The organism is Streptomyces sp. NPDC040718 (assembly GCF_055593565.1).
The window spans coordinates 563,268-581,991 of sequence record NZ_JBVIXO010000002.1 but is presented as its reverse complement, the minus strand read 5'-3'; the positions used below and the strand labels follow the sequence as shown (position 1 = coordinate 581,991).

The window sequence follows — 18,724 nt, the reverse complement described above, 5'->3', positions numbered from 1 at the left end:
GAGGAGCACCGTCGTGAAGCCCGTCGGCTACTGGCTCAACCGCACCGACCAGGCCCTCACCGCCGCCATGGACGCCCTGCTGGACGGGTTCGGCCTCACCCGCCTCGGCTGGCAGGTGCTGAACGTCCTCCGCGACGACCCCGCCGCCGGCGACACCGCCGTACGGACCGCCCTCGCGGCCAACGCCGAAGCCGCCGCCCTGGACTCCGCCATCGCGGCCGTCCTCGACGGCGGCTGGGCGGCACGGCCGGAGCCGGACCGCCTCGCCCTGACCGACGACGGCCGCGCCCGGCTCGTCCTGGTGGCCGAGCGCGTCCGCGCCTTCCGCGAGGTGTCGACGGCCGGTATCTCCCCGCAGGACTACCGGACCGCCGTCGGCGTCCTGGAGCGGATGACCCGCAACTGCGGCGCGGGCACCACCCCCTAAGCCGCGGACCTGCTGTGCGTGAGCCCCGAGACCGTCCGCCGCTGGGCCGACGCCGGCCGGCTGCCCTCCCTGCGCGCCGCCGACGGCACCCGCTCCGTGGACGGCGCGGCGCTGGCCGCCTTCGCCGCGCAACGGGCCGCCGGACTGCACCCCGTGCCCGGCCGGACCGTCGCCACCTCCGTGCGCAACGCCTTCGCGGGCATCGTCACCGCCGTACGGGTCGACGAGGTCGCGGCCCAGGTGGAGGTCCAGTCGGGCCCGCACCACATCGTCTCGGCGGTGACCCGCGAGTCCGTGGAGGAGCTCGGGATCGCGGTCGGCGTCAGCGTCACCGCCCGCGTGAAGTCGACGGAGGTCCACGTCGACGTCCCGGCGTAGCGCACGGGGTCAGCGGCAGAGCAGCGCCGCGTACAGGTCCAGCTTGTGGTCCAGGCGCGAGAGGTCACGGCCCGTCAGGGCCTCCACCCGCTCCATCCGGTAGTGCACGGTGTTCACGTGCAGGTGGAGCGCCTCCGCCGTACGGGCCCACGAGCAGTTGTTGGCGAGGAAGACCTCCAGCGTCTCCCGCAGCATCCCGTCCCCCAGCGCCCCCAGCGTCGACGTCCCGAACACGGAACGGACCTCCCCCGGCACCCCCGACAGCAGTTCGGCGAGGGTGTCCAGCTGCTCGACCGCCCGCACCCGGCCCTCCCCCTCGGCGGCAGCCGTCAGGGCGAACCGGGCCTGGCCCAGGGAAGCCCGCAGCCCCTCCGGCCCCGCCGCCGGGGCGCCCGCGCCGAGGCGCAGGTCCGCTCCCGGGGCCCCGCAGGCCTGGAGCAGCGGCCACAGTGCGCGCAGCTCGGCGGCGACGTCCGCGTGCCCGCGCGGGTCCTCGTACAGCACGGCGGCCGCGTCGCCCGCCGCCCACGGGACGCCCTCCAGGTGCGCGAGCGCCTCGGCCAGCGCCGTCCCGGAGGTGGCCGCGAGCACCCGGTACGGGCCCGCGGCCGGCAGTCCGGCCCCCGCGAGGGCCTCCTCCAGCGCCGCCGGGTCGGGCTCCGCCGGGCCGGACAGCAGCCCGGTCAGGGCCTGCCCGGCCGCCCGCGCGCCGGCGGTGTCGCGGCGCTCGCGGCCCTCCCGGTACTGGGCGAGGACCTCGGCGATCTCGTGCAGCACCCGGGGCGGGGCCGCGTCGGCGTCCGGGACGTGGAGCTGCCAGGCGTCGTACGGGGAGCTGTCGGCCTGGACGCGCAGGGTGAGCCCGCCCCGCGCCGGGGCGGCCGCCCGCTGTGCGGGTATCGCGGGGGCGGTGGCGGTACGGGCCACCGTGCGGCCGCTCGCGGTCAGCAGGTAGCACGCCACCCGGCCGAGGTGCGCGCAGGCCCGGTCCAGCAGTTCGGCGGGCCCGGCACCGGCCTCCAGCAGCCGGCTCAGCTCGCCGCGCACGTTCTCGGGGAGGGCGAAGGGCCTGGTCGGGCGGCGGCTGAGGTCGCCCCACTGGCGCAGGTACACCGCTTCGGTGACGGCCCGGAAGCTGGTACGCCCGGGGACGGCCACGATCGGCATACGGTGGGCCCGGCAGGAGGCGACCAGTTCGTCGGGGACCCGGCGCTGACCGCGGTGTGAGGACCCCGGGACCGGGCACGCCCGCGTGCGCCTCCACGAGCGGCCGGCCGTGCAGGTACGCGGCGGCCTGGAGGCCGGCCTCCTCGCCGGAGGCGACCAGCGCCTCCACCACGCCCTGAAGCTCCGCGCGCCCCTCCTTCACCACCGCACGCCGTATCACGCATCGTCACATCGCCCCTACCGTGGGTCACAACTGCTGGTCGGACGAGAGGAACGAGGCGGGCGGATGGCTATGCGCAGGAAGGCAAGGCTGCTCGGGGCGTGCGCGGCGGCCGCGGTGCTGGCACTGGCGGCGCCCGGCACGGCACAGGCGGCCCAGGGGGTCCTGTTCATCGACGGCGCCCCGAACGCCGATCCCGGCGGCTGCTTCCCGCTGGGGGACTTCGCCCCCTCGGAGGTCGTCAACCTCACGGACGGGGTGGCCTGGGTATGGAGCGGCCCGGCGTGCGACGGCCGGGTGGTACACCCGATCCTCCCGGGCCGACTGGCGATCGGACACGGCCGGAGCCTCTACATCGAGTGACACTCCGCACGGCTCCCCGCCTTCTCGTCGACCGCATCACACCTCGGTTCCGAACAGCCGTCCCTGACTTCGCATCAGGGGCGCGTCAGGGTGGCTCCGGGGCTTTCCCGGTGACCTTCCGGGCGGACCGCGCGGCACCTTTGGGGGCATGCAGACCAACGCCCTCCTCCGCCGGACCGCCGCCGGGCTCGGCCTCGCCGCCGCCCTCACCGTCGCCGGCGCCGGTACCGCCGGCGCCGCCCCCGTGCCCGCGCCCAGCCCCTCGTACGACTTCACCGACTGCCCGGCCATCCCCGCCGGGGTCGACGCCACGCAGTGGAAGTGCGAGGTCCTGACCGCCACCGGGTCCCTCGAACTCGGCAACCGCACCCTGCCCGAGTTCGCCCCGATGACCATCACCCACGCCGAGGGCCCCATGCCCGACGGGAGCAAGGGCCAGGTCTGGGGCGCGCTGCGCAGCGGGCCGACCGCGGTACCCGGCGGACTGTTCGGCAACCCCGGCGGCGACCGCAGCCCCGTACTCGGGCTCTCCGTCCAGCCGGAGTACGGCGGGCGCTCGGACTTCTACAGCGTCGGCGACGACATGGGCCTCTTCACGCTCCGCTACCGCGCGCTGAGCCCGCTGCTCCCGCAGGGCTGCACCATCGGCGCGGGCGACGCCCCCATCGAGATCCGGCTGAAGCGCGTCGGCAAGTCCGAGCGGATCTCGAAGAACCCGCCGGTGATCAAGTTCGCAGCCGCCGACGACTCCTTCGCGGTGCCGGCCGCCGAGGGCTGCGGGCCGCTGGGCAAGGTGTTGAACGACAAGCTCGGCCTCCCCGCGAAGACCGGCAACTCCATCACCCTGTCCGCGCTGTACACCTTCAAGACGTACGACCAACTGCCCCCGCGTTGACGGCGTTCCGGCCCGCCTCACCGGCCCGCGGGAAAGCGCGGGCCGGTGGGCCCGTACGTTTCAGTTGCTACGCAGTACCAAGGGAAAGCACCTTGGGCGCGTACATCCAGTCGCTGCCTCCCGGGACGCCGATCAGCATCAAGGAGCTGGTCAAGCGGGTACCGGAGGGGGAGATCCGGATCGCGGCGGCCCTGCGCGAGCTGGAGGCCCACGGCTATCTGAGGCGCTTCCGGGAACAGCTGCCGGACGGGCCGATCGTCACCCGTATGCAACGCGGGGCGAGCAAGGAGGCGATCGTCTCCGTGCTGACGGCGAACATCCCCCACCCGGTCCGCAATCCGGGCGGACTGATCGCCCACCGCCTCGGCGTCCAGGAACCACCGGCACTGGCCGCCGCGTTCCGCAAGGCGGCCTACGTCCCGCCCGACCCCTTCCAGACCTGCGACACATGCGACCTGGCCTTCCGCGGCCCCGCCCCCGGCACCTGCCGCTCCTGCGCGGCAGAGATCACGCCGGGTCCGGACCCATGGCCCCGGACCGCCAGGCCGCGAGGCTGAACCACACCGCAACTGCTGCCGTACCGAGTGGAATTGGGTACGGGTACTCACGACACCGCGCTCGTCCGGGCCGACTCTTGAGGCACACCACGCACCCGGGAGAACCGATGAACAAGCGCACGCTGATACGCCTGGCCTTCGCCAATCCCGCCTCGGCGGTCTACCTCACCGTCGTCGCCGGTGCCATCGCGGTCGCGACGGGCGTCTCCCTCTTCGGTCAGGACCCGGGGTTCATCTGGATGTGGCCCACCCTCTTCACCGCTCCCTCCTCCTTCGCCACCATGTCCGTCGGCATGCTGATCTGGGGTGCGTCGAAGCCTCCCCTCTGGTTCTCCGTCGGCGTGCTGGTCGCCTGCGCCCTCGTGCAGTCCGCGGCCCTCGGCGCCGCCTGGGAGGCCGTCCGCCGCGGCCGCCGCCACCCGCTCACCGGCCCCCAGCACGGCTGACAGACCCAGCCGAGGAGCAACGGGACCCAGCGGGGCAGCCCCGCGGGCCGGCCCCCCACCTCCCCCAGCAGGGGGAACCCGGTCCTCCGCACGGGGGGAGGGAGACGTGCGAGTGATCGATTCTGCGGTGAATCGGCTGCGGCAACCGGGTGATCAGGAGTGTCCTCGGCTGGTGGGCGCGAGCGGGCCGGCGATATCTCTGCACGCATGATCAAGAACATCGCCGCCGCCGCGGCGCTCGCTCTCAGCACCGCCCTGTTCACCAGCACCCCCGCCGAGGCCGCGCCGGGCTCCTTCCCGCTCCCGCCCTTCGGCTATCCCGTCGTCTACACCGTCAGCTCGGCCCCGACCGCCTGGGACGGCCCGCTGGTGCTCCACCCCGCGTACCAGCCGCCCTTCCAGAGCGCGTTCACCGTCCACACGCTGCGCTGATCCCCCGCACGCCCGTGCCCCCGCCGTGTTGACCGGCGGGGGCACGGGGCCGACACGGCCCAGAGGACACCCCCTAGCCGAAGCTCGGCATCTCCCCGACCGTCGTCGACAGGTCGATCACCGCGAACGCCGCGCCCTGCGGGTCGGCGACCGCCGCGAAGCGGCCGAAGGGACTGTCCATCGGCCCGAAGTGCAGCTTCCCTCCGTGCTTCTTGGCCTTGGCGACCGCCTCGTCACAGTCCGGCACCGCGAAGTAGACCTGTACGTAGGACGGGACCTCCGGCGGGAACTCCTCGCCCATCCGCATCCGGCCCAGCACCGGGTTCTGCGGGCCTCCCACGCTGAAGACCTTGAAGTCCATCCCGGCCGCCTCCGGGTCGTCACCGGGGTCCATCTGCTGGGACTCGTACGGGAAGACCTCCGACAGGAACCCGTCCGCCTTCTCGGGCTCCCGGGTGAAGACCTCCGCCCAGGCGTACGCGCCGGACTCGCCGAGCTTCTCGAAGCCCTTGTGCTCGCCGGGCTGCCAGACGCCGAAGACCGCGCCGCTCGGCTCCTTGGCGATCGCCATCGTGCCGAACGCGCCGACCTGCATCGGCTCCATCATCAGCGTGCCGCCCGCCGCCTTGATCTTCTCGGCGGTGGCGGCGGCATCGGACGAGGCGAAGTAGAGGCACCACTGCGAGGGCGCGTCACCACCCGGCATCGGCGGCACCACGGCCGCGACCGCCTTGCCGTCGGAATAGGCCTGCGTGTAGTTGCCGTACTCGCTGCTGGACTCGCCGAAGGTCCAGCCCAGCACATCGCCGTAGAACTCCTTGGCGCCCTCCACGTCGGTGAACATCGCGTCCACCCAGCACGGGGCGCCTTCCGGGAACTCAGCCATGGTCGATCGACTCCTGTGTCGTGCGTCGTCCGTACGCGTGCTTGCTCGTCCTGTCGCAACCACGCTAGGCGGGGGGTCCGACGATCGCGCGCCGACCGGGCGCAGACACCCTCGCTGGGGGAGGCTGGGGGCATGGACGACATCACCATCCGGCTCGCGCAGCAGCCCGAGGCCGACGCCCTGCTCGCCCGCAGCCCGCTGGCCGCGCTCACCGGCATGCTGCTCGACCAGCAGGTACCGATGGAGTGGGCGTTCTCGGGGCCGTGGACCATCGCCCAGCGACTCGGCGCCGACGACCTCGACGCGCACGCCATCGCCGCCCACGACCCGGAGGCCTTCGCGGCGCTGCTGTCGCAGAAACCCGCCGTGCACCGGTACCCCGGATCGATGGCCAAGCGGATCCAGCAGCTCTGCGCGTACCTGGTGGAGCACTACGACGGCGACGCGTCCGCCGTGTGGGCCGACGCCGCGAGCGGCACGGAGCTGCTGGCCAGGCTGAAGGCGCTGCCGGGCTTCGGGGAGCAGAAGGCGCAGATCTTCCTGGCCCTGCTGGGCAAGCGGTTCGGCGTCCGCCCGCGGGGCTGGCGCGAGGCCGCCGGCGGCTACGGCCTGCCGAACGTCCACCGCTCGGCGGCCGACATCACGGGCCCGGAGTCCCTGGCGAAGGTCCGCGAGTACAAGCAGGCTCAGAAGGCCGCCGCCAAGCGCTCCGCGTAGCCGTGCGCCCGGTTGGAACGCGGCGCCGCTCCGCGCGCCCGTTCCCTGCCGGGGAACGACAGTTGACGGACCGTCGACCCCGCCGGGCAGGGCTGTGCACGGGGCGACGTAAGGTCGGCCACATGACCGAGAACCTCATCCGCGCCGCCGGTGCCGAAGTCATCTCCGACGGCCCCGGCAGCTTCATCACGCTGCTCACCGACACCCCCGAGCTCACCTGCAACACCGCGTGCTTCGAGGTCGGCGCGGCCGGCGCCCCGGTGCACTTCCACACCAAGGCCACCGAGTTCTTCCACGTCACCGACGGCAGGCTCGACGTACTCGTCGGCGACGAGATCCACACCCTCACCAAGGGCGACTTCATCAGCGTCGCCCCCGGTGTGAAGCACGCCTTCGCCCCGGCCGCCGGCCACACCGCCGAGGTGTTCGTCGGCTTCACCCCCGGCATGGCCCGGTTCGACTACTACCGCCTCCTCGGGCGGGTGCGCGCGGGCGAGGCCACCGTGCAGGACATCATCGACAGCCAGCCCACGTACGACAACCACTACGCCGAGAGCGACGCCTGGGCCGCCCGGCCGCGCAGCGCCGACGCGTAGACCTCGTCGGCGTCGAGCCGCCGCAGCTCCTCCGCGATCAGTTCTGCGGTGCTGCGGATCTTGAGCGCGACCTTGCGGTCGGGCCAGCCGGGGAGCACCAGGGTGGCCAGCGAGCCGGTCGGGCGGTCCACGACCACCTCGCCGGCGGAGGTCTCCAGCCGGGCCCGGGTGATGACCGGCCCGTCCGTGGGCACCCGGGCCACGGACACGCCCAGGCGGTCCTCCAGCCAGCGCGCCAGCAGCTCGGCGCTCGCGTTGTCGGGCTCGCTCTCCACCGCCGCGGCGGTGACCGGCAGCGGCTTCTGGTCGAACGCGCAGGCCAGCAGGGAGCGCCACGGCGTGAGCCGGGTCCAGGCCAGGTCGGTGTCGCCGGGGGCGTACGAGGCGGAGCGCGCGTCCAGCACGCCGACCGGGTCGGGTGCCTCCTGCGAGTCGGTGATCCGGCGCTGCGCCAGCGCGCCCAGGTCGTCGCGGGCGGGATCGGCGGGGGCGTCGGCCGGCCACCACGCCACCACCGGCGCGTCCGGCACCAGCAGCGGGAGCACCACCGAGCCGGCCTGGGTGGTGAGGTCGCCGTGCAGGCGCAGGATCACGATCTCCCCGGACCCGGCGTCCGAACCCACGCGCAGCTCGGCGTCGAGCCGGGTCCGGCGCCGCCGTTCCGGACCCCGGTGGGTCCGCTTGATCACCGCGATGATCCGGCAGGGGTGCTCCCGCGAGGCCTCGGAGGCCGCGCGTACGGCGTCGTAGGCGTTCTCCTCGTCGGTGACTATGACGAGGGTCAGCACCAGCCCCATGGTCGGGCTGCCAACGGCCCGGCGGGCGTCGAGCAGCGCCCGGCCGATCTTGCTGGACGTGGTGTCGGTGAGTTCGGTCCGCATGCCCCCGAGTCTGTCAGCGCCCGCCGCCTGGCCGACAGCCGGTTCGCTCGATTCCGTCTGGAGGGGGGACCCTGGCGTCCCGGGTCAGCGCCGGCGCCGCGCCGTGCCGAAGACCGACCGGGAGATCTCGCGCCCCAGCTGCGTGCCGATCGACCGCGCCAGGGAGCGGAACAACCCGCTCCCCACGACCTGTTCGGCCAGCGAGGGTTCCGGTTTCGGGGCGGAGCGCGCTGCCTTCGCCGCTTCTTCGCTCTGCTTCCCGGCCTCCTCCGCCGCCGCGGCGGCCTCCGCCGCGGCCTCTGCGGCGGCCTGTTCGGCGGTGATCTTCTCGTACGCGGACTCGCGGTCGACCGGCTCCGCGTAGCGCGAGTGGAGCAGCGAGGACCTGACGGCCCGGTCCAGGGCTCCGGCGTCGATCGGCCCCATCAGCGACTGCGGTGCGCGCAGCCGGGTGGCGGCGACCGGGGTCGGGGCGCCGTTCTCGCTGAGCACCGTGACGACGGCCTCGCCGGTGCCGAGACCGGTGAGCGTCTCCTCCAGGTCGTAGGCGGAGTTGGGGAAGGTCCTGACCGTGGCCTTGAGGGCCTTCGCGTCGTCCGGGGTGAAGGCGCGCAGGGCGTGCTGGACGCGGTTGCCGAGCTGGGCCAGCACGTCCGCCGGTACGTCCTTGGGGGTCTGGGTGACGAAGAAGACGCCGACCCCCTTGGAGCGGATCAGCCGGACGGTCTGGGTGATGGATTCCAGGAACGCCTTCGAAGCCCCGCTGAACAGCAGGTGCGCCTCGTCGAAGAAGAACACCAGCTTGGGCTGCTCCAGATCGCCGACTTCGGGAAGTCCTCCGTAGAGGTCGGCGAGCAGCCACATCAGAAATGTAGAGAAAAGCTGCGGTTTGTCCTGAATTGCCGGGAGTTCCAGCACGGAGACCACTCCGCGCCCGTCGGCGGCGGTCCGGAGCAATTCACCCGTGTCGAATTCGGGCTCCCCGAAGAATTCCGTGGCGCCCTGCTGCTCGAATGCGGTCAGGGCGCGCAGGATCACTCCGGCGGTCACCGTGGAGAGCCCGCCGATTCCCTTGAGCTCGGGTTTTCCCTTGTCGGAAACGAGGAAGGCGACGACCGCCCGAAGGTCCTTGAGGTCGATCAGCTCCAGGCCCTTGGAGTCGGCGTAGTGGAAGATCAGGCCGAGGGACTGCTCCTGCGTCTGGTTCAGCCGGAGCACCTTGGACATCAGCACCGGCCCGAAGGCCGTGACGGTCGCCCGGACCGGGATCCCGGGGCCGATCCCGCCGAGGGAGTAGAACTCGGCGGGGTATCCGGTCGCCCGCCACTCCTGCCCGACCTCGCCGGCCCTGGCCGCGGTCCTCTCGTTCGCCGCGCCGGGGGCCGAGATGCCGGAGACGTCGCCCTTGATGTCGGCCAGGAAGACGGGCACACCGTTCGCCGACAGCTGCTCGGCGATCAGCTGGAGGGTCTTGGTCTTTCCGGTGCCGGTGGCTCCGGCCACCAGGCCGTGCCGGTTGAGCATGGCGAGGGGGATCCGGATCTGCCGCTCCGGCAGGCACTTCCCGTCCCAGAGCAGGGCTCCGAGGTCGAGCGCGGGGCCGGTGAAGGCGTACCCGGCGGCGATCGCGGCGACGGCGGGGTCGGCCGCCCCGCTCGGTCCGGGCGCACCGGGCGGCTTGGGCGCACCGGGCGGTTCGGGTGCCCCGGGCGGTTCGGGCGAGCCGGCCGGAACGGCCGGGTCGGTGCTCGGGCTCATGCATCCCTCCCGGAATAGACCTGTCTGCCACTTTTGCACCGACGGCGCGAGGCTGCGCCCGGAGGCACCGGCCCGGTAGGCTTTCCGTGTGATCTTCAAGCGCATCGGAAACGGGCGGCCGTACCCCGACCACGGCCGGGAGAGCGTCCGGCAGTGGGCGGACGTCGCGCCGCGCCCGGTACGGCTCGACCAGCTCGTGACGACCAAGGGGCAGCTGGACCTCGAAACCCTGCTCGCCGAGGACTCCACCTTCTACGGGGACCTCTTCGCCCACGTCGTGAAGTGGCGGGGCGACCTCTACCTGGAGGACGGGCTGCACCGCGCCGTGCGCGCGGCCCTCCAGCAGCGCCAGGTCCTGCACGCACGCGTCCTCGAGATGGACTGATTGCGCCTTTCGGGTCTGCCTTACCCGATCAGCAGATCATTTAGTAGGCATCGTTCCGGTACGGCACTACGCTGCGCCCATGAGCATGCTCACTCCCCCCGGCATGGGCGGAAAGTACCGCGTAACGGGAGCTGCCTACCCCCGTATGAGCCGCCCCCGGCGGCGTCGGAAGATCGTCCTCGCCCTATTCGGATCCGTCCTGGCCCTGGCCCTGCTCGGCTACGGGGCGCTGCAGCTCATCGACGTGTTCAGCGCCGACGACAGCGGCAGGCGCAATACGGCGGCGGCCAACGGGAACTGCCCGACGGCCTCCGCCAAGCCCGCGAACGCCGTGAAGCCCGCCACCGCGCCGGACGCGGGCCCCGCCGCCTCCAAGGCCCCGGCGGCCGCCCTCCCGCAGCCCGGCCAGATCACCGTCAACGTCTACAACGCGACCCCGCGCGCGGGCCTGGCCAAGGCCGTCGGCGACGAGCTGAAGAAACGCGGCTTCGCCATCGGCCACGTCGGCAACGCCCCCGCCGACTTCGACAAGAGGGTCCCCGGCCCCGGGATACTGCTCGGCTCGCCGACGACCGACAAGGCCGCCTACTCCGTCCTCGGCACCCAGCTCGCCGGGGTCACCACCCAGACCGACGCCCGCGAGGGCGCGGACATCGACCTGATCCTCGGCGACTCCTTCAAGGAGCTCAGCACGAAGGAGGACGCGGACAGGGCGCTGGCCGTCCTGGCCAACCCCGCGCCCGCGCCCTCCGCGAAGTGCTGATCCCCCTGTCACAGGGGAACGGGAACTGCTCCGACTACTCCGCCGAGCCGTACATGCGGTCGCCCGCGTCGCCCAGGCCCGGCACGATGTAGCCGTGCTCGTTGAGCCGCTCGTCCACGGCGGCCGTCACCACCGTCACCGGCGTGCCCGCGAGCTCGCGCTCCATGACCTCGACGCCCTCGGGCGCGGCCAGCAGCACCACGGCGGTCACGTCGTCGGCGCCGCGCTTGATGAGTTCCTGGATCGCGGCGACCAGCGTGCCGCCGGTGGCCAGCATCGGGTCCACGACGTACACCTGGCGGCCGGAGAGGTCCTCGGGCATGCGCGTCGCGTACGTGGAGGCCTCCAGGGTCTCCTCGTTGCGGACCATGCCCAGGAAGCCCACCTCGGCGGTCGGCAGCAGCCGCACCATGCCGTCCAGCATGCCGAGGCCGGCGCGCAGGATCGGGACGACGAGCGGGCGCGGGTGCGACAGCTTGACGCCGGTGGTCGGGCCGACCGGGGTCTCGATGTCGGACTGCTCGGTGCGCACGTCGCGGGTGGCCTCGTACGCGAGGAGCGTCACCAGCTCGTCGGCGAGCCGACGGAAGGTGGGGGAGTCGGTGCGCTTGTCGCGCAGCGTGGTGAGTTTGTGCGCCACCAAGGGGTGATCGACGACCTGCAAACGCACAACATCCTCCAAGACTCAGCCGGGCTTCGACCTGCGATCTGCGAACTGCGAGACCCTGCTACCTGCGAAAACGGTCGCCTGTTCGCGACCCACTTGGCAAAAGGCTACGCGCTGTGCGCACCGCCGCGCGTCCGCCGCGGGCCCTGAGATGCGGGCCGCTCCGCCGCCCAGCACCCTTGACTGGTGAGCAACGGACTGGTGATCGCGGCCGTCGACGGATCCGAGCACAGCCTCCGCGCCCTGGAGTGGGCCCGCACGGCGGCGCTGCGGCACGGCACCGGGCTGATGGTCGCCCACGTGCTGCCCGAGGCCACCCAGCTGTACGCCGGCCGCCGGTCGGCCCTGCACGACCCGAACGAGCCCGAGGAGTACGCGGACCCGGTGGGCGACCGCGTGCGCGCCATCCTGGAGGCCTCCCCCGGGCGCCCCGCGGAGATCCGCTACGAGGCCTTGGAGGGCTCGGTGCCCGCGGCCCTGCGGGTGATCAGCGGCGAAGGCTCGCCCCGGATGCTGGTGATGGGCTCACGGGGGCGCGGCGGGTTCGCCGCGCTGCTGCTCGGCTCCAACAGCAGGGCCGTGGCCACCACCGCCTCCTGCCCCGTGGTGGTGGTCCCGCACGCCGACCGCGAAGCGGCCGCCGACCCCGCCGGGGCGGCGGCGGGCGCCTCGGCCGGCAAGGTGGTGCTCGGGCTGCACGTCACCGAGACCCCCGACGACGTGCTCGCCTTCGCCTTCGCGGAAGCCGCCGCACGGGGGACCACCGTCCAGGTGGTCTCGGCGTACGCGATCCCGCCCGGCCCGGCGAACGTGCTCGGCGGCCCCTTCGCGGTGATCCCGCCCGAGGCGCTCGCCGACGACGGGGACGCGGTGCCGGCCGAACGGGAGATGCTGCGGGCCCAGACCCGGCGGCTGGAGGCGGTGCGGGCCCGCTACCCGGACGTGGCCGTCGAGCAGGCCTCCGAACCCGGGAACGCGGCGGGGCGGCTGGTGGAGGCGTCGCGGTCGGCCGCGCTGGTCGTGGTGGGCCGCCACCACCCGCGCGTGCGGTCGCTGCTGATCGGGTCGGTGGCGCACGCGGTGCTCCAGCACGCGCACGGTCCGGTGGCGGTCGTACCGGCCCTGACGGAGGAGGACGACGGGGTCTGACCCCTGACCTGGGACTCTCTGCGCGGCGGTGGCATCAAACGAGCCGGCCGGGGGAAGGTGGGAGCCGGGGGGTCTGCTCCGTGACGGCGGAGGAGGACGACCGGACCAGCCTGGGGTGGTGCCGATGCCCGAGACGCAGCCCAACGACACCGACGGGAGAGAGGCGTACGAGTCGCCGGAGACGGCGGCGCAGCGCAGGGCGCGACGCGCGCAGTTCCTGCGCGACCTGAACGAGGCCAGGGAGCTGCGCGACCGGGTCCAGCCCCGGCGCGCCCGGGCGGCCCGGATGCGGCAGCAGATGCGGATGCGCACCTTCCGCTGGTGAGCGGGGGTGCGGCCGGGCGCGTCGCCGGACGTGCCGCCGGGCGTACCGGCGTGCGCGCCGACGGCCCCGCGACCGGGTGCGCCGCCGACGCCGCGACACGGCCGCCGCGCGGAAGACCTCTCGCAAAGCCGCTGTTTCTGCCACGATGCCGATTGGGCGGGGTGCGGACGGCAAGCGTCACGGCCGTTCACACCCCAACCTCCGGCCGGGGGGACCTCCAACCGGCACGCCTATGACCAGTGGGAGAGTCACGGTGTATTTCGCCGCACTGCTCGCGCGCACCGAAGACGGGTGGGAAGCGAGCGACCTGGAACTCGACGACGTCGAGTCCCTCAGTGATCTGATCGATCTCGCACGGTCCGCCGCTGTCGACGACGACACGGTGGTCGCCCTCATCGAGCAGGAGGACGCATGGTTCGGCGTCATCCGCGTGGACGGAGAGGAGGACCCCCGGTACTTCGTGTCGAACGCCTCCGTGGCCGACCGCAGCTCCTACGGATCGATGCTGACGAAGGAGCTGCTGGGCACCGACGAGGAGGACGACGACCTCGACGAACTGGACCTGGACGGCACCGAGGACGGCGAGGACGAACCGGTCACCGCCTACACGGACGAGGACGACGACGCTGACGACGAGCCGCGCGCCGGCTCCGAGCCCCTGCCGGCCGGACCCCTCGGCGACCCCCGTCTGCTGGACGATCTCGGGGTCGGCCACAAGGAACTGCTGACCCTGGACGGAGACGCCCTCACCGAGATCGCCGACTCGCTCGGCGCCACCGACGTGCTGGAGGCCGTCCGCTAGTGATCGCCGAGCACGACATCACGTACGACCCCGATCCCGTACGGGATCCCTGGCGGGACTCCATGCGCCTGGCGCTGAAGGAGGCCGCCCTGGCGGTACCGGCCGGCGACGTGCCGGTCGGTGCCGTCGTGCTCGGGCCCGGCGGGGAGCTGCTCGCCACCGGACACAACGAACGGGAGGCCGTCGGAGATCCCACGGCGCACGCCGAGGTGCTGGCGCTGCGCCGGGCGGCCGCCCGGCTCGGGGAGTGGCGGCTGACCGGCTGCACTCTGGTGGTGACCCTGGAACCGTGCGTGATGTGCGCGGGCGCGCTCGTGCAGTCCCGCGTGGCGCGGGTCGTCTACGGCGCGGGGGACGAGAAGGCGGGCGCGGCCGGCTCGCTCTGGGACCTCGTGCGCGACCGCAGGCTCAACCACCGTCCCGAGGTGATCCGCGGGGTGCTGGAGCGGGAGTGCGCGCGGCAGCTCACCGACTTCTTCCGGGATCTGTGAGCCCCTCCCGGGGCTGGTGAGCCAGGCCACGTACTGCGGATTTGCAAAGCACTCCCCACCTTGGGCTAGGATCTCTCTCGGTGGTGTGTCCGAGTGGCCGAAGGAGCTCGCCTCGAAAGCGAGTATGGGGCAACCCATCGGGGGTTCAAATCCCTCCACCACCGCCATTGAGAGCCCCGGTTCGTACGAACCGGGGCTCTCGTGCGTGCCCGCCGTGACCGGCCGCCCGCCCGGGCCGTTGTCACGGCATGACCAAGACCCAGCGCATGCTCGCCGCCTTCGCCCTCGCGGGGGCCGCCGCGGGCCTCGCCGCACCCGCCGCCTCCGCCGCGCCCGTGGACGCGGCCCCGCTCAGCCTCCCCGACCTCCCGGCCGCCGCCCCGGGCATGCCCGCCGGCGCCCAGCCCTCCGTCCCCGAGATCGGCGCGCGGCTCAGCGAGGGCGCCAACCAGCTCAACCAGCTGATGACCCTGCCCGACCAGCTCGCCCCCGTGATCGCGCCCGTCGAGCCGGTCCTGGGCCTCGCCGGCGCCATCCAGTAGCCCCCGGCCCTCCCGGCACCCGGACACGAAGAAGGTCCCGACCGGAGTCGGGACCTTCGACGGTGGGGACGGGGGAAGTGGCGATCGGGGGGACAAGCCACTTCCCCCGACGGGGACCGGACCTGCCAGCCCGAGCCGCAGTCAGGGGGGAAGCTTGCGGCTCGGACCCCGCAGTGAGGTCCTGTCCCTCACCCACCGGTTTCCTGCCAGAACCGGTGGGCTCGTGTTCCATCCTGCGCCCGCCCCGACCGGCCACCCAGCGGCAAAGGGCCCCAACCACCGGGTCATTGGTCCTTAAAGGACAGGTGAGTGACCAAACCTGACCGGTTAGACTCACCCGACTTTGCAGCACCGGTTGGGGAGGCCGACACCGTCCATGGACACCAAGAAGCTCATCACGGGCGTCCTCACCGTGTTCGTCCTCTTCGTGATCATCACCCAGCCCAAGCGGGCGGCGGAGATGGTGGGAATAGGCTTCCAGGGCATATCCGATGCCGCATCCGGCATCGGAGAGTTCATCACCGAACTGGTGAACTGAAACCGTACGCCGAAGCGATTTCCGGACCTCCAGGTCCCTCACTCCGACGGGTGAGGGACTTTTCGCGTTCACGGTCGGCGGAGCCGGTAAAAAGAATACCCCGAAATGCCCAACTTGCCCTCAACACGGCCATATACGGTGCTTGCACATAGTGCACATCTCTTGTGATGCTATGACCGCTTTTGACCGATGAGTTGATCGAAGGGGTGGCGTCCGTGCCGGCCAGTACTGCGCCTCAGGTGCCTCCCCAGCAAGAGCTCCGTCCGCACGAGCCGCGCCACCAGGAGCCGCGCACCGCCGAGCCCCGTCCGGGCGGGCCGCGGCCGGGAGAACCCCGGCCGGGGGAGCCGCGCCCCGAGCCGCGTCCGCAGGAGGCGCTCCCCGGGGTCCTCCCGGGCACCCCGCGGGAACCGGCCCAGGACCCCGCCCGGGACCCGGCCCAGGAACCGGCCCGGGACCCGGCCCAGGAACCGGCCCGGGACCCGGCCCAGGAACCGGCCCAGACGCCTCCGAGGCCGCAGGGCCGGGGCGCCGACACCCGGGCCCTGACCCAGGTGCTCTTCGGCCAGCTGAAGGACCTGGAGCCGGGCACCAGCGAGCACCACCGGGTGCGCGGGGCCCTCATCGAGGCCAACCTCCCGCTCGTCCGGTACGCGGCCGCCCGCTTCCGCAGCCGCAACGAGCCGATGGAGGACGTGGTCCAGGTCGGCACCATCGGCCTGATCAACGCCATCGACCGGTTCGACCCGGAGCGCGGGGTCCAGTTCCCCACCTTCGCCATGCCGACGGTCGTGGGGGAGATCAAACGATACTTTCGCGACAACGTCCGCACCGTTCACGTCCCGCGCCGCCTCCACGAGCTGTGGGTGCAGGTCAACGCCGCCACCGAGGACCTCACCACCCTCCACGGCCGCACCCCGACCACCGCCGAGATCGCCGAGCGGCTGCGGATCGGCGAGGACGAGGTGCTGTCCTGCATCGAGGCCGGGCGCAGCTACCACGCGACCTCCCTGGAGGCCGCGCAGGAGGGCGACGGCATGCCCGGGCTGCTGGACCGGCTCGGCTACGAGGACCCCGAGCTGGCAGGCGTCGAGCACCGCGACCTCGTGCGCCACCTGCTCGTACAGCTGCCCGAGAGGGAGCAGCGGATCCTTCTCCTGCGCTACTACAACAATCTGACGCAGTCGCAGATCAGCGCGGAGCTGGGCGTCTCGCAGATGCACGTGTCCCGGCTGCTCGCCCGGAGCTTCGCCCGTCTGAGATCCGCAAACAGGATCGAGGCTTAACCGGATCGGGTGGAGCTGTTCCAGCGTTTCCCTACAGAATCGGCTCATTCCGCTCGGTCGGCCTTCTGTCGCTGGAGATACTTGTCGACATGACGCTACAGCGTGTTGCCGACATGTGACATTCTGCTGGAACCGCGTTTGCCGCAGCCCCGCCTCCGGTATTCAGGTGGAGGCTGCGTTCCTCCGACGGGCGCAGAGACGCGACCGTCCGCGACCTCAAGGGGGTGGCATGTCCGCAGAACAGGGCAGCTCCAAGGTGCTCACGCTCGACAAGCGTGAGCTGCCGGCAGTGGCCGACCGCTCGGAAGCCATCGACACCCGCACCCTCTCCCGCTCCCTCTTCCAGCGACTCGCCGCCCTGGACGCGGACAGCCCCGAACGGGCCTACGTACGAGACACCCTGATCGAGCTGAACCTGCCGCTGGTGCGCTACGCGGCGGCCCGGTTCCGCAGCCGCAACGAGCCGATGGAGGACATCGTCCAGGTCGGCACCATCGGCCTGATCAAGGCGATCGACCGGTTCGACTGCGAACGCGGCGTGGAGTTCCCGACGTTCGCGATGCCGACCGTCGTGGGCGAGATCAAACGATTCTTTCGGGACACTTCCTGGTCCGTCCGCGTCCCTCGCAGGCTCCAGGAACTGCGCCTCGCGCTGACCAAGGCGAGCGACGAGCTGGCCCAGAAACTGGACCGGTCCCCGACCGTTCCGGAGCTGGCGGCCGTGCTCGGCGTCTCCGAGGAGGAGGTCGTCGACGGGCTCGCCGTCGGCAACGCCTACACCGCCTCCTCGCTCGACTCGCCCTCCCCGGAGGACGAGGGCGGCGAGGGCTCGCTGGCGGACCGCCTCGGGTACGAGGACACCGCGCTGGAGGGTGTCGAGTACCGCGAGTCGCTCAAGCCGCTGCTCGCCAAACTCCCGCCCCGGGAGCGGCAGATCATCATGCTGCGGTTCTTCGCGAACATGACCCAGTCGCAGATCGGCGAGGAGGTCGGCATCTCCCAGATGCACGTCTCCCGGCTGCTCACCCGCACGCTCGCCCAGCTGCGGACGGGCCTGATCGGGGACTGAGCCCCGGAGCGCCGGGCCGCCCGGTCACGTGCGCGGGGTTCACATTTGACATGGCGTCAGGAACACTGGCGCGATGCGAACGGGACCCCGCGCCGCCCTCACCCTCGCCCTCTGCTGCGCGGCCCTCGCCGCCGTCACCGGCTGCGGTCAGGACCGGGACGGCTACGTCGTCGTGGGCGCCGCCGCCGCGGGCCCCGAGCGGGGCGCGGGAGAGAACGTACCGCCCCGGGGCCAGGTGGAGTTCCAGCCGCTGGCATCCGGCGGACCGGCCTCCTCCGCCGGCGCCCACGCCTCTACGCGGCCCGGCGCGCCCGGGTCCCAGCCGGCCGACGGCTCCGCCCAGGGCGGAGGGACGGCCACCGCCCCGGTCGGCTCCGCGCCCGCCCCCGGCACCCCGCCGGACCCGGGCACTCCGGCCACCCCCGGCGGCACCGGGGGCGCGGGCACGGGCGCCACCACCCCGGGCGCGCCCGGCACCCCGGCCCCACCCGCCCCGCCGACCTCACCCGGCACACCCGGCGGCCCCGGCACTCCCGGCACCCCGGCCCCTCCGGCCCCGAAGCCGGGCACCCCGCCGCCGCCCGCCCCGCCGGCCACCCCGGCGCGGCTCACCCTCGGCGCCCCGGTCCGCGCGGCCGCGTCCGCCCGCTGGTGCGAACGCGTCACGGTGACCTTCACCAACGCCGGCACCACGGCGGCCCACGCCGGCACGGTCAGCTTCGCGACGCACGTCATCGGCGCCCTCGGCGTCGACTGGGCCACGATCACCACGACCCAGCCCCTGCCGGCCCCCATCGCTGGCGGCAGCTCGAAGACGCAGGCCTACACGGTCTGCCTGGAGGCGTGGCGGGTCCCGCTGGGCATGCACGTGGAAACCAGGAACGTCAGCGCCACCTGGAGCTGAGGCCGGGACCCCCGGGCCCGGCCCGGCGGTTTTCCGATTCCTTTACCGCCCCACCCGCGAATTCATTTGCCTGTAGCAAC

Annotated in this window: 25 protein-coding genes and 1 tRNA gene; 21 read left to right on the top strand and 5 right to left on the bottom strand. The window is 72.8% G+C overall.

The window, feature by feature from the left end:
• Window positions 1–13 precede the first annotated feature (13 nt).
• Together ACZ597_RS08160 and ACZ597_RS08155 are read left to right on the top strand one after the other, a co-directional pair.
• Window positions 14–427 carry a MarR family winged helix-turn-helix transcriptional regulator gene (locus ACZ597_RS08160; protein ID WP_471326514.1) on the top strand — a complete coding sequence of 138 codons (414 nt, stop codon included), beginning with the start codon at window positions 14–16 and terminating at the stop codon, window positions 425–427.
• An 18-nt stretch (window positions 428–445) separates the two neighbouring features.
• Complete coding sequence (locus ACZ597_RS08155) at window positions 446–805, top strand: TOBE domain-containing protein (protein ID WP_471326511.1); 360 nt, start codon at window positions 446–448, stop codon at window positions 803–805.
• Between the two features lie 9 nt (window positions 806–814).
• On the opposite strand, the gene ACZ597_RS08150 is transcribed toward ACZ597_RS08155, so the two are convergent.
• The gene (locus ACZ597_RS08150; RefSeq protein WP_471326508.1) at window positions 815–1,972 is read right to left on the bottom strand and encodes a PucR family transcriptional regulator; all 1,158 of its coding nucleotides are present in this window, start codon (window positions 1,970–1,972) and stop codon (window positions 815–817) included.
• 286 nt (window positions 1,973–2,258) lie between these two features.
• Between ACZ597_RS08150 and ACZ597_RS08145 the strand changes: the two genes are divergently transcribed.
• The 5 genes from ACZ597_RS08145 to ACZ597_RS08125 all read left to right on the top strand — a co-directional run bounded on the left by ACZ597_RS08145 (window position 2,259) and on the right by ACZ597_RS08125 (window position 4,885).
• Window positions 2,259–2,555, top strand: coding sequence for a hypothetical protein (locus ACZ597_RS08145; RefSeq protein ID WP_471326506.1), 297 nt, complete (start codon window positions 2,259–2,261; stop codon window positions 2,553–2,555).
• A 148-nt stretch (window positions 2,556–2,703) separates the two neighbouring features.
• Window positions 2,704–3,450 (top strand): hypothetical protein, encoded by a 747-nt coding sequence (locus ACZ597_RS08140; RefSeq protein WP_471326503.1) that lies wholly within the window; start codon window positions 2,704–2,706, stop codon window positions 3,448–3,450.
• A 92-nt stretch (window positions 3,451–3,542) separates the two neighbouring features.
• On the top strand, window positions 3,543–4,007 hold the full coding sequence (locus ACZ597_RS08135; RefSeq protein WP_471326501.1) for a hypothetical protein: 465 nt from the start codon (window positions 3,543–3,545) through the stop codon (window positions 4,005–4,007).
• 107 nt (window positions 4,008–4,114) lie between these two features.
• The gene (locus tag ACZ597_RS08130) at window positions 4,115–4,453 is read left to right on the top strand and encodes an SCO4225 family membrane protein (protein WP_471326498.1); all 339 of its coding nucleotides are present in this window, start codon (window positions 4,115–4,117) and stop codon (window positions 4,451–4,453) included.
• Between the two features lie 207 nt (window positions 4,454–4,660).
• On the top strand, window positions 4,661–4,885 hold the full coding sequence (locus ACZ597_RS08125) for a hypothetical protein (RefSeq protein WP_471326495.1): 225 nt from the start codon (window positions 4,661–4,663) through the stop codon (window positions 4,883–4,885).
• A gap of 73 nt (window positions 4,886–4,958) precedes the next feature.
• On the opposite strand, the gene ACZ597_RS08120 is transcribed toward ACZ597_RS08125, so the two are convergent.
• On the bottom strand, window positions 4,959–5,771 hold the full coding sequence (locus tag ACZ597_RS08120; RefSeq protein ID WP_471326492.1) for a VOC family protein: 813 nt from the start codon (window positions 5,769–5,771) through the stop codon (window positions 4,959–4,961).
• Between the two features lie 132 nt (window positions 5,772–5,903).
• Between ACZ597_RS08120 and ACZ597_RS08115 the strand changes: the two genes are divergently transcribed.
• Both ACZ597_RS08115 and ACZ597_RS08110 read left to right on the top strand, forming a co-directional pair.
• The gene (locus tag ACZ597_RS08115; protein WP_471326490.1) at window positions 5,904–6,488 is read left to right on the top strand and encodes an HhH-GPD-type base excision DNA repair protein; all 585 of its coding nucleotides are present in this window, start codon (window positions 5,904–5,906) and stop codon (window positions 6,486–6,488) included.
• Window positions 6,489–6,610: 122 nt separating this feature from the next.
• Window positions 6,611–7,084, top strand: a complete 474-nt coding sequence (locus ACZ597_RS08110) for a cupin domain-containing protein (RefSeq protein WP_471326487.1) — start codon at window positions 6,611–6,613, stop codon at window positions 7,082–7,084.
• Here the strand turns inward: ACZ597_RS08110 and opcA are convergent.
• Both opcA and ACZ597_RS08100 read right to left on the bottom strand, forming a co-directional pair.
• On the bottom strand, window positions 7,033–7,965 hold the full coding sequence (gene opcA / locus ACZ597_RS08105) for a glucose-6-phosphate dehydrogenase assembly protein OpcA (protein ID WP_471326484.1): 933 nt from the start codon (window positions 7,963–7,965) through the stop codon (window positions 7,033–7,035). The two genes, ACZ597_RS08110 and opcA, sit on opposite strands and share 52 nt — an antisense overlap.
• Before the next feature lie 84 nt (window positions 7,966–8,049).
• The gene (locus tag ACZ597_RS08100) at window positions 8,050–9,723 is read right to left on the bottom strand and encodes a helicase HerA-like domain-containing protein (protein WP_471326482.1); all 1,674 of its coding nucleotides are present in this window, start codon (window positions 9,721–9,723) and stop codon (window positions 8,050–8,052) included.
• 88 nt (window positions 9,724–9,811) lie between these two features.
• Between ACZ597_RS08100 and ACZ597_RS08095 the strand changes: the two genes are divergently transcribed.
• Both ACZ597_RS08095 and ACZ597_RS08090 read left to right on the top strand, forming a co-directional pair.
• Window positions 9,812–10,108: a type II toxin-antitoxin system VapB family antitoxin gene (locus ACZ597_RS08095; protein ID WP_405979649.1), complete on the top strand. Its 297-nt coding sequence runs from the start codon at window positions 9,812–9,814 to the stop codon at window positions 10,106–10,108.
• A 79-nt stretch (window positions 10,109–10,187) separates the two neighbouring features.
• The gene (locus tag ACZ597_RS08090; protein ID WP_471326479.1) at window positions 10,188–10,871 is read left to right on the top strand and encodes a LytR C-terminal domain-containing protein; all 684 of its coding nucleotides are present in this window, start codon (window positions 10,188–10,190) and stop codon (window positions 10,869–10,871) included.
• 34 nt (window positions 10,872–10,905) lie between these two features.
• Here the strand turns inward: ACZ597_RS08090 and upp are convergent, their stop codons facing one another.
• Window positions 10,906–11,541: a uracil phosphoribosyltransferase gene (gene upp / locus ACZ597_RS08085; RefSeq protein ID WP_030225496.1), complete on the bottom strand. Its 636-nt coding sequence runs from the start codon at window positions 11,539–11,541 to the stop codon at window positions 10,906–10,908.
• A 183-nt stretch (window positions 11,542–11,724) separates the two neighbouring features.
• Here upp and ACZ597_RS08080 point away from each other — a divergent pair, with 183 nt between their 5' ends.
• From ACZ597_RS08080 to ACZ597_RS08035, 10 genes are all read left to right on the top strand, one after another.
• The gene (locus ACZ597_RS08080; protein WP_471326477.1) at window positions 11,725–12,687 is read left to right on the top strand and encodes a universal stress protein; all 963 of its coding nucleotides are present in this window, start codon (window positions 11,725–11,727) and stop codon (window positions 12,685–12,687) included.
• Window positions 12,688–12,811: 124 nt separating this feature from the next.
• Window positions 12,812–13,012 (top strand): hypothetical protein, encoded by a 201-nt coding sequence (locus ACZ597_RS08075; RefSeq protein WP_471326474.1) that lies wholly within the window; start codon window positions 12,812–12,814, stop codon window positions 13,010–13,012.
• Window positions 13,013–13,265: 253 nt separating this feature from the next.
• Window positions 13,266–13,814, top strand: a complete 549-nt coding sequence (locus ACZ597_RS08070) for a tRNA adenosine deaminase-associated protein (protein WP_471326472.1) — start codon at window positions 13,266–13,268, stop codon at window positions 13,812–13,814.
• A gap of 62 nt (window positions 13,815–13,876) precedes the next feature.
• Complete coding sequence (gene tadA, locus ACZ597_RS08065) at window positions 13,877–14,305, top strand: tRNA adenosine(34) deaminase TadA (RefSeq protein ID WP_471326811.1); 429 nt, start codon at window positions 13,877–13,879, stop codon at window positions 14,303–14,305.
• A gap of 79 nt (window positions 14,306–14,384) precedes the next feature.
• Window positions 14,385–14,472, top strand: a tRNA-Ser gene (locus tag ACZ597_RS08060).
• Between the two features lie 81 nt (window positions 14,473–14,553).
• Window positions 14,554–14,847, top strand: a complete 294-nt coding sequence (locus ACZ597_RS08055) for a hypothetical protein (protein WP_471326470.1) — start codon at window positions 14,554–14,556, stop codon at window positions 14,845–14,847.
• A 376-nt stretch (window positions 14,848–15,223) separates the two neighbouring features.
• On the top strand, window positions 15,224–15,385 hold the full coding sequence (locus ACZ597_RS08050) for a hypothetical protein (RefSeq protein ID WP_164720920.1): 162 nt from the start codon (window positions 15,224–15,226) through the stop codon (window positions 15,383–15,385).
• 239 nt (window positions 15,386–15,624) lie between these two features.
• Window positions 15,625–16,671, top strand: a complete 1,047-nt coding sequence (locus ACZ597_RS08045) for an RNA polymerase sigma factor SigF (protein ID WP_471326467.1) — start codon at window positions 15,625–15,627, stop codon at window positions 16,669–16,671.
• A 229-nt stretch (window positions 16,672–16,900) separates the two neighbouring features.
• Window positions 16,901–17,740: an RNA polymerase sigma factor SigF gene (locus ACZ597_RS08040; RefSeq protein ID WP_401245505.1), complete on the top strand. Its 840-nt coding sequence runs from the start codon at window positions 16,901–16,903 to the stop codon at window positions 17,738–17,740.
• Window positions 17,741–17,813: 73 nt separating this feature from the next.
• A complete protein-coding gene (locus tag ACZ597_RS08035; RefSeq protein WP_471326464.1) occupies window positions 17,814–18,644 on the top strand; it encodes a hypothetical protein in 831 nt (276 codons plus the stop codon).
• The last annotated feature ends 80 nt before the right edge of the window (window positions 18,645–18,724 follow it).

Excerpts from the sequence above, each read along its gene's own strand:
- ACZ597_RS08120 (WP_471326492.1), bottom strand. The coding sequence starts at position 5,771 with ATGGCTGAGTTCCCGGAAGGCGCCCCGTGCTGGGTGGACGCGATGTTC.
- ACZ597_RS08050 (WP_164720920.1), top strand. The coding sequence starts at position 15,224 with ATGGACACCAAGAAGCTCATCACGGGCGTCCTCACCGTGTTCGTCCTC.
- tadA (WP_471326811.1), top strand. The coding sequence starts at position 13,877 with ATGCGCCTGGCGCTGAAGGAGGCCGCCCTGGCGGTACCGGCCGGCGAC.
- ACZ597_RS08145 (WP_471326506.1), top strand. The coding sequence starts at position 2,259 with ATGGCTATGCGCAGGAAGGCAAGGCTGCTCGGGGCGTGCGCGGCGGCC.
- opcA (WP_471326484.1), bottom strand. The coding sequence starts at position 7,965 with ATGCGGACCGAACTCACCGACACCACGTCCAGCAAGATCGGCCGGGCG.
- ACZ597_RS08115 (WP_471326490.1), top strand. The coding sequence starts at position 5,904 with ATGGACGACATCACCATCCGGCTCGCGCAGCAGCCCGAGGCCGACGCC.
- ACZ597_RS08090 (WP_471326479.1), top strand. The coding sequence starts at position 10,188 with ATGAGCATGCTCACTCCCCCCGGCATGGGCGGAAAGTACCGCGTAACG.
- ACZ597_RS08035 (WP_471326464.1), top strand. The coding sequence starts at position 17,814 with ATGCGAACGGGACCCCGCGCCGCCCTCACCCTCGCCCTCTGCTGCGCG.
- ACZ597_RS08040 (WP_401245505.1), top strand. The coding sequence starts at position 16,901 with ATGTCCGCAGAACAGGGCAGCTCCAAGGTGCTCACGCTCGACAAGCGT.
- ACZ597_RS08100 (WP_471326482.1), bottom strand. The coding sequence starts at position 9,723 with ATGAGCCCGAGCACCGACCCGGCCGTTCCGGCCGGCTCGCCCGAACCG.
- ACZ597_RS08140 (WP_471326503.1), top strand. The coding sequence starts at position 2,704 with ATGCAGACCAACGCCCTCCTCCGCCGGACCGCCGCCGGGCTCGGCCTC.
- ACZ597_RS08055 (WP_471326470.1), top strand. The coding sequence starts at position 14,554 with ATGACCAAGACCCAGCGCATGCTCGCCGCCTTCGCCCTCGCGGGGGCC.
- ACZ597_RS08150 (WP_471326508.1), bottom strand. The coding sequence starts at position 1,972 with ATGCCGATCGTGGCCGTCCCCGGGCGTACCAGCTTCCGGGCCGTCACC.
- ACZ597_RS08110 (WP_471326487.1), top strand. The coding sequence starts at position 6,611 with ATGACCGAGAACCTCATCCGCGCCGCCGGTGCCGAAGTCATCTCCGAC.
- ACZ597_RS08125 (WP_471326495.1), top strand. The coding sequence starts at position 4,661 with ATGATCAAGAACATCGCCGCCGCCGCGGCGCTCGCTCTCAGCACCGCC.
- ACZ597_RS08130 (WP_471326498.1), top strand. The coding sequence starts at position 4,115 with ATGAACAAGCGCACGCTGATACGCCTGGCCTTCGCCAATCCCGCCTCG.
- ACZ597_RS08075 (WP_471326474.1), top strand. The coding sequence starts at position 12,812 with ATGCCCGAGACGCAGCCCAACGACACCGACGGGAGAGAGGCGTACGAG.